An 8,124-nucleotide genomic window follows, 5' to 3' on the forward strand; every position below is an offset into this window, starting at 1 on the left:
AGTGTCCGTGTCGAACCCAGATTCTGTGAGCCCCCGATGAGCCTGTTGTAGCGGTGTCCGTATTGAACACTAACTCTGTGAGCCTCGCTGAACCTGTGGGAGCGGGCTTGCCCGCGATGGGGGCCTGCCGGCCAATACAACTTTCCCGCAGCCAACAAAAAGCCCACCAATCGGTGGGCTTCGTGTTTACGGCGCTATCAGAACAACTTCATCTTCGGCGCTTCTTCTTTCAACGGCTCGTTCTTCGCCGTCTGTTCATTCCAGCCACCGCCCAACGCCTTGTACAGATTGACTGCGCTGGTCAGCTGCGCCAGACGGTCGGTGATCAGCGCCTGTTGGGCACTGAACAGCTGACGTTGGGCGTCGAGGAAGGTCAGGTTACTGTCGACACCAATGCGGTAGCGACGCTCGGCCAGACGGTAGTAGTCCTGGTTGGCGCTGACGAAGTCACGTTGAGCCTGCAACTGTTCGGTGTAGGTCTGGCGTGCGGCCAGGCCATCGGCGACTTCCTGGAAGGCCGTTTGAATGGACTTCTCGTAGTTCGCCACGCCGATGTCTTTCTGGATTTTGGAGTAATCCAGGCTGGCGCGCAGGCTGCCGGCGTTGAAGATCGGCAGGTTGATTTGCGGCTGGAACAACCAGGTGCCGGAACCGCCCTTGAACAGACCGGACAGGTCTGGGCTCAGAGAGCCGGCATTGGCGGTCAGGCTGACGCTTGGGAAGAACGCAGCCCGTGCCGCGCCGATATTGGCGTTGGCAGCCTTGAGGTTGTACTCGGCCTGAAGGATGTCCGGACGGCGTTGCAGCAAGTCCGATGGCAGGCCGGCCGGCACTTCGCTCAGCACGTCATCCGACAGTGGCTTGGCCGCTTGCAGATTGGCCGGGATGCCGGTGCCGAGCAGCAGCACCAGGCTGTTTTCATCCTGGGCGACCTGACGGGTATAACGAGCCAGTTGCGCACGGGCGTTTTCCACCGAGGTACGCGACTGGGCCAGATCCAGCGCCGAGGCTACACCCACTTCGTTGCTGCGCGAGGTGAGCTTGAAGCTCTCCTCGTAGGCACCGAGGGTTTCCTGGGTGAGTTTCAGCAGCTCCTTGTCGGCCTGCCAGGTCAGGTAGGCATTGGCCACACTGGCCACCAGGCTGATCTGCGTGCTGCGACGTGCTTCTTCAGTGGCGAAGTACTTCTGCAGGGCTTCTTCGCTCAGGCTGCGAACCCGACCGAACAGGTCGAGTTCATAGGCGCTGATGCCGACGGTGGCCGAGTAGGAACTGCTGATGGCTGCTTCACCGGTTTGCGAGGCCCGTGCCGGAACTCGCTGACGGCTGCCGCTGCCGTTGGCCGAAACGGCCGGGAACAGATCGGCACGCTGAATGCGGTACTGAGCCGCATAAGCGTCGATGTTCAGCGCCGCGACGCGCAGGTCACGGTTGTTCTCCAGCGCGGTCTGAATCAGCTGTTGCAGCGCCGGGTCGTGGAAAAACTGCTTCCAGCCCTGTTCGGCGGCGGCCTGGCTAGGCGCCTGGGACGGCGAATACGCCGGGCCTTGCGGGTATTGGCCCGCCACCGGTGCTTCAGGCTGCTGATAGTCGGGTATCAGCGAGCAGCCGCTCAGCACGAAGGCGGCGACTGCGATGGAGAGTAGCGACTTGCTCATTAGCCAGCCTCTTTAGAAGGTTCAATAGCGTCATCCTGGTCAGCGATTTTGCGCTGGCCCATGGACGACACGGTGACGAAGAACAATGGGACCCAGAAGATCGCCAGCACAGTGGCCGTGATCATACCGCCAATCACCCCGGTACCGATCGCATGTTGGCTACCTGAACCTGCGCCCGTGGAAATGGCCAGTGGAACCACACCGAGCACGAAGGCGAGCGAGGTCATGATGATCGGCCGCAAACGCATCCGGCAGGCTTCGATCGCGGCATCGCGCAGGCTACGTCCTTGCTCATGCAGTTCCTTGGCGAACTCGACGATTAGAATGGCGTTTTTTGCCGCCAGACCGATCGTGGTCAACAGCCCCACCTGGAAGTACACGTCGTTGGACAGGCCGCGCAAGCTGGTCGCCATCAGCGCGCCGATGATCCCCAGCGGTACCACCAGCATCACCGCGATCGGAATCGACCAGCTTTCATACAACGCTGCCAGACACAGGAACACCATCAGCAGCGACAAAGCGTACAACGCTGGCGCTTGCGAGCCGGACAGACGTTCCTCGTACGACAGGCCCGTCCAGGAAATACCGACACCGGCCGGCAGTTTCCTGGCCAGGGCTTCGACTTCGGCCATCGCTTCACCGGTGGAATAACCTGGCGCCGGGGCACCGAGGATTTCCATCGCTTCCACGCCGTTGTAACGGGCCAGTTTCGGCGAACCGTAGATCCACTCACCCTTGGCGAACGCCGAGAACGGAACCATGGTGCCGGCGCTGTTGCGCACGTACCACTTCTTCAGGTCTTCGGGGCTCATGCGAGCGCCAGGCAGGCCTTGGATGTAAACCTTCTTCACGCGACCGCGGTCGATGAAGTCGTTCACATAGCTACTGCCCAGGGCAATCGACAGGGTGTTGTTGATGTCGGTGAGGGTCACGCCCAGGGCGCTGGCCTTCTCATCGTCGATTTCCAGCTGGTATTGCGGCTCGTCGTTCAGACCGTTGGGACGGACTTGCGACAGGACCTTGCTTTGCGCCGCCATGCCGAGGAACTGGTTACGGGCTTCCATCAGCTTGTCGTGACCGATGCCGGCGCGGTCCTGAAGGAACACGTCGAAACCGGTGGCGTTACCGAGTTCCAGTACCGCCGGTGGCGCGAAGGCAAACACCATGGCGTCGCGGAAGGTAAAGAAGTGCTGTTGGGCACGGGCCGCCAGCTTGAACACGCTGTTGTCGGCGTTACGTTCTTCCCACGGTTTGAGCATGATGAACGCCATACCCGAACTCTGACCACGACCGGCGAAGTTGAAGCCGGTCACGGTAAACACCGAGGCCACCGCGTCGCCTTCACCGCCTTCCTTGCTCGGACGCAGCAGGAATTCGCGCATTTCGTCCACGACCACTTGCGTGCGTTGGGCACTGGAACCGGCCGGGGTCTGCACTTGGGCGAACAGTACGCCCTGGTCTTCTTCCGGCAGGAACGCCGTTGGAATACGGGTGAACAGCCAGATCATGCCGACTACGATGATCAGGTATGCCAGCAGGTACGGAGCCTTGTGCGCGAGCATGTTGCCCACGCCGCGCTCGTAGCTTTTGACGCCACGGTCGAAGCTGCGGTTGAACCAGCCGAAGAAGCCACGTTTCGGCGTGCCGTGCTCACCTTTCGGAATCGCCTTGAGCATGGTCGCGCAGAGCGCCGGGGTGAAGATCAACGCCACCAATACCGACAGGGCCATGGCCGAGACGATGGTGATCGAGAACTGCTTGTAGATCACGCCGGTGGAACCACTGAAGAACGCCATCGGCAGCAGTACCGCCGACAGCACCAGGGCGATACCGACCAGGGCACCCTGGATCTGCCCCATGGATTTCTTGGTGGCCTCCTTGGGTGACAGGCCTTCTTCGCTCATGACCCGTTCGACGTTTTCCACCACGACGATGGCATCGTCCACCAGCAAGCCGATGGCCAACACCATACCGAACATGGTCAGGGTGTTGATGCTGAAGCCGAACGCCGCGAGGATCCCGAACGTACCCAGCAACACCACCGGCACGGTCATCGTGGTGATGACGGTGGCGCGGAAGTTTTGCAGGAACAGGAACATCACCAGGAACACCAGCACGATCGCTTCGACCAGGGTTTCAACCACACCCTTGATCGACTCGGTCACCACCGGAGTGGTGTCGTACGGGAACACCACTTCCATCCCTTCCGGGAAGAATGGCTTGAGGGTGTCAATGGTATTGCGCAGGGCTTTTGCGGTGTCGAGGGCGTTGGCACCGTTGGCCAGTTTCACCGCCAGACCGGAGGCCGGGGCGCCGTTGAACTGGGCGCTGATCGAGTAGTTTTCGCCACCCAGACCAACTTCCGCAACGTCGCCGACGCGCACTTGCGAGCCGTCCTTATTGACCTTCAGCAGGATCGCCTTGAACTGCTCGGCGGTCTGCAGACGGGTCTTGCCGATGATCGTTGCGTTCAGTTGCTGGTTGGGCAGGGCAGGCAAGCCGCCGAGTTGACCGGACGAGACCTGGACGTTCTGCGCCGCGATGGCGGTTTTCACATCTACCGGGGTCAGGTTGAAGTTGTTCAACTTGGCCGGGTCGAGCCAGATCCGCATCGCGTACTGGGCACCGAAGACCTGGAAGTCACCGACACCGGCCGTGCGCGAGATCGGGTCCTGCATGTTCGACACGATGTAGTTGGACAGGTCGTCCTTGGTCATGCTGCCGTCGCGCGACACCACGCCGATAACCATCAGGAAGTTTTTCACCGACTTGGTCACGCGGATGCCCTGTTGCTGCACTTCTTGCGGCAGCAGAGGGGTGGCCAGGTTCAGTTTGTTCTGGACCTGAACCTGCGCGGTATCGGAGTTGGTGCCCTGCTCGAAGGTCGCGGTAATGGTCATGTTGCCGTCGGAGTTACTTTCCGACGAGACATAACGCAGGTTATCGATACCGTTGAGTTGTTGTTCGATCACCTGCACCACGGTGTCCTGCACGGTTTGTGCAGACGCGCCTGGGTAGGTCACCGAGATCGCAATGGCCGGAGGCGCAATGCTCGGGTATTGGTTGATCGGCAGTTTGAGGATCGATAGAGCCCCGACCAGCATAATCACCAGGGCAATTACCCAGGCGAAAATCGGACGGTCGATAAAAAATTTCGACATGGTTTACTCCCCTTTGCCGCCGACAGCTGTATTAGCTGCCTGTGCGGGGGCCGGGCTCTTTATGCCAACGTTAGTGGCTTCAGTGGCCTTGACTTCAACGCCAGGTCTGACGAATTGAAGCCCTTCGGTGATCACGCGATCGCCTGCCTTCAGACCGTCTTCAATCAGCCATTGGTTGCCGACGGTGCGGCTGGCCTTGAGCTGACGCAGTTCGACCTTGTTGTCCGGACCGACGACCAACGCGGTCGGAGAGCCTTTGAGGTCGCGGGTCACGCCTTGTTGCGGGGCCAGAATCGCCGCGCTGTCCACACCGGCCTGCAACTGGGCGTGAACGAACATGCCCGGCAGCAGGGTGTGATCAGGGTTCGGGAACACGGCACGCAGGGTCACGGAGCCGGTGGTCTGGTCAACCGAAACTTCGGAGAACTCGAGCTTGCCATCCAGCGTGTACTGGCTGCCGTCTTCGAGCGTCAGCTTGACCGCGGCGGCATTATCGCCAGCCTTTTGCAGGCGACCGCTTTCCAGCTCGCGGCGCAGCTCAAGCAGCTCCACTGAAGACTGGGTGACGTCGACGTAGATCGGGTCCAGTTGCTGGATGACGGCCATGGCGTCGGTCTGGCCATTGCTGACCAGCGCGCCTTCCGTCACAGACGAACGGCCGATGCGACCGGAGATCGGTGCGTAAACCTTGGTGTAGCGCACGTTGATCTGGGCGCTTTGCAGGGACGCTTCCGATTGCAGGCGGTTGGCCAGCGCGGTGTCGTATTCCTGACGGCTGACAGCCTGTTCGTCGACCAGTTGCTTGTAGCGGTCGGAGATCGACTTGGTCGAACGCAGGTTGGCTTCGGCGCTTTTCAGGGTCGCGTCATAGACCGATGGGTCGATCTGATAAAGCTGCTGACCGGCCTTGACGTCGCCGCCTTCCTTGAACAGTCGCTTGAGAATGATGCCGTTGACCTGTGGGCGAACTTCGGCGATGCGGAACGCACTGGTGCGCCCCGGAAGTTCGGACGTCAGGGTGAAGGCTTGAGGTTGCAGGGTTACGACGCCGACCTGAGGGGTTGGTGCGGCAGGTGCCGCCTCTTCCTTTTTACATCCGCTGAGCAGCGATGCCAGGGCGACGGCAGTAACCAGAGCGGTAACAGCTGGCTTGAATTGCATGAAGATCCTCGGTCAGGCGCGCACATTGCGCACAAGAAATGTGGAAGGTTAAAAAATTTTTGCCGGGTGGATAAGTAGCTTGCTAAGGAATATACTTACGTTCATGGTTGTTTGTAAAGACCTTGGCGGTGTATCCACACGGTTACAAAAGCCGTTCAAAGGTTCGAATTGCAGGCCGGAGTCGAAGCCCGAGAGCGTTCGCCCCACTTTTATTCAGCTGATCTTCAGACATCGCTGAAGCACCCCTGATTGAGGTTTTACTGCCATGGTCCGTCGTACCAAAGAGGAAGCTCAAGAAACCCGAAGCCAGATACTCGAAGCGGCAGAAAAAGCCTTTTACGAGCGGGGCGTGGCCCGCACGACGCTGGCGGATATCGCTACCCTGGCCGGCGTGACGCGCGGGGCCATTTACTGGCATTTCAGTAACAAGGCGGATCTGGTGCAGGCGATGCTCGATACCTTGCATGAGCCGCTGGATGAAATGGCCAAGGCCAGTGAAAGCGAAGATGAACTCGATCCGCTGGGCTGCATGCGCAAGCTGCTGATTCATTTGTTTCATCAAGTGGCCCTGGACCCGAAAACCCGACGCATCAACGAGATTCTGTTTCATAAGTGCGAGTTCACCGATGAAATGTGCGATCTGCGCCAGCAGCGCCGAACGGCCAGTCTCGATTGCAATGTGCGAATCGCTCTGGCCCTGAGTAATGCTGTGAATCGCGGGCAGTTGCCGGAAAACCTCGACACTGCCCGCGCGGCCATCAGCCTGCATGCGTACATCGATGGCATCCTGTATCAGTGGCTGTTGGCTCCCGACAGTTTTCAACTGCACACCGAAGCCGAGCGTTGCGTCGATACAGGGTTGGATATGCTGCGCTTGAGTCCCAGCCTGCGCAATTGAAACAAAATGCGTAATTGGATCCGTTTGTGTCAAGGCTTGAAGCGGGTCAATGTGCCTGCTTCGCTCGCCTTTCTTTAATGGGGTGCTTTTATATACGTACGTTTGCTACGTTGATAGGTAGCGAGCTACGTATTTTGTAGGGATTTTGTGTCGAGTGTGTGAATGAATGTTAACAACCCGGGCTACAAGGGCGCCGAGCAGCCGATCAAGGGTATCGCGCTGATCTGCCTGGCGGTGTTGTTGTTCGCCAGTCACGACACGTTGTCCAAGTACCTGTCCGGGTTCTATCCGATCGTAATGGTGGTTTGGGCACGCTACGTAGTGCACACCTTGTTGATGCTGATGATTTTCGTGCCACGCAGTGGTTTCTCGGTGGTAGTGCGCACCAAGCGCCCCGGTTTGCAGTTATTACGCGCCCTGTGCCTGATCGGCACCAGTCTGTTTTTCACTACCGGCCTGCGTTACATCCCCTTGGCTGAGGCCACGGCCGTCACCTTTCTTGCCCCTTTGTTGGTGACCGCATTGTCCGTACCGTTGCTGCATGAGCGGGTAACCCGCAATCAGTGGCTGGCGGTGCTGGGTGGGTTTGTCGGCGTGTTGATCGTCGTGCGGCCCGGCGGTGCGCTGTTCACCCCGGCGATTCTGCTGCCGCTGTGTTCGGCGTTGTGTTTTGGCTTTTATCAATTGCTCACCCGCCTGCTCAGCGGTATCGACAGTCCGACCACCAGCAACTTTCTTACCGGCATTCTCAACAGCCTGATCATGACGGCGCTGGTGCCGTTCTTTTGGACGCCGACGCTGCTGCACGGCCTGTTCATGATTGGGCTGGGTACTTGTGGCATGCTCGGTCACATGCTGCTGACCCAAGCCTTTCGCCATGCAGCGCCTGCGATGCTGGCACCCTTCAGTTACGGGCAGATTCTGTTTGCCGGGATCTACGGCTATTTAATCTTCGACCATGCCCCGGACAGCTTCGGCGTGATCGGGATCACGGTGATTTGCCTCAGTGGCCTTGCGGTCGCCTGGGGACAGCGCAAGCGCTGACAAGATCCATCTTTTGATCTTCCATACGCAAAAGTCCTAATGCCAATCAGTTAAGCCGTAATGCGATCTGTAGCAGCTGGCGAAGCCTGCGTTCGGCTGCGTAGCAGTCGTAAAATCAGCGATCGCGGTATGTCAGGCAGACCGCATCAGCCGGATTCACGACTGCTTCGCAGCCGAACGCAGGCTTCGCCAGCTGCTACAG

General features: G+C 59.3%; 5 protein-coding genes. 2 read left to right on the forward strand and 3 right to left on the reverse strand.

The window, feature by feature from the left end; translation table 11 throughout:
• Positions 1 to 197: 197 nt before the first annotated feature.
• From emhC to emhA, 3 genes are read right to left on the reverse strand one after another with little or no spacing between them, the layout of a single operon-like run.
• The gene (emhC, locus tag NHU87_RS25850) at positions 198 to 1,658 is read right to left on the reverse strand and encodes an efflux RND transporter outer membrane subunit EmhC (RefSeq protein WP_253553628.1); all 1,461 of its coding nucleotides are present in this window, start codon (positions 1,656 to 1,658) and stop codon (positions 198 to 200) included.
• On the reverse strand, positions 1,658 to 4,819 hold the full coding sequence (gene emhB / locus NHU87_RS25855) for an efflux RND transporter permease subunit EmhB (protein WP_253553630.1): 3,162 nt from the start codon (positions 4,817 to 4,819) through the stop codon (positions 1,658 to 1,660). Before emhB ends, emhC begins: the two co-directional genes overlap by 1 nt.
• A gap of 3 nt (positions 4,820 to 4,822) precedes the next feature.
• The gene (gene emhA / locus NHU87_RS25860; RefSeq protein ID WP_253553632.1) at positions 4,823 to 5,980 is read right to left on the reverse strand and encodes an efflux RND transporter periplasmic adaptor subunit EmhA; all 1,158 of its coding nucleotides are present in this window, start codon (positions 5,978 to 5,980) and stop codon (positions 4,823 to 4,825) included.
• Between the two features lie 265 nt (positions 5,981 to 6,245).
• Between emhA and emhR the strand changes: the two genes are divergently transcribed.
• The gene (gene emhR / locus NHU87_RS25865) at positions 6,246 to 6,878 is read left to right on the forward strand and encodes an efflux system transcriptional repressor EmhR (protein WP_038979269.1); all 633 of its coding nucleotides are present in this window, start codon (positions 6,246 to 6,248) and stop codon (positions 6,876 to 6,878) included.
• A 162-nt stretch (positions 6,879 to 7,040) separates the two neighbouring features.
• The gene (locus tag NHU87_RS25870) at positions 7,041 to 7,922 is read left to right on the forward strand and encodes a DMT family transporter (protein WP_253553634.1); all 882 of its coding nucleotides are present in this window, start codon (positions 7,041 to 7,043) and stop codon (positions 7,920 to 7,922) included.
• Positions 7,923 to 8,124: the final 202 nt, after the last annotated feature.

Origin of the sequence: Pseudomonas mandelii (assembly GCF_024138395.1) — a bacterium.
In the GTDB taxonomy this organism is placed as follows: Bacteria; Pseudomonadota; Gammaproteobacteria; order Pseudomonadales; family Pseudomonadaceae; genus Aquipseudomonas; species Aquipseudomonas mandelii_E.

What these genes read in the sequence shown, in the direction of transcription:
- emhC (WP_253553628.1), bottom strand. Translation starts at nt 1,658, where the DNA reads ATGAGCAAGTCGCTACTCTCCATCGCAGTCGCCGCCTTCGTGCTGAGC.
- emhB (WP_253553630.1), bottom strand. Translation starts at nt 4,819, where the DNA reads ATGTCGAAATTTTTTATCGACCGTCCGATTTTCGCCTGGGTAATTGCC.
- emhA (WP_253553632.1), bottom strand. Translation starts at nt 5,980, where the DNA reads ATGCAATTCAAGCCAGCTGTTACCGCTCTGGTTACTGCCGTCGCCCTG.
- emhR (WP_038979269.1), top strand. Translation starts at nt 6,246, where the DNA reads ATGGTCCGTCGTACCAAAGAGGAAGCTCAAGAAACCCGAAGCCAGATA.
- NHU87_RS25870 (WP_253553634.1), top strand. Translation starts at nt 7,041, where the DNA reads ATGAATGTTAACAACCCGGGCTACAAGGGCGCCGAGCAGCCGATCAAG.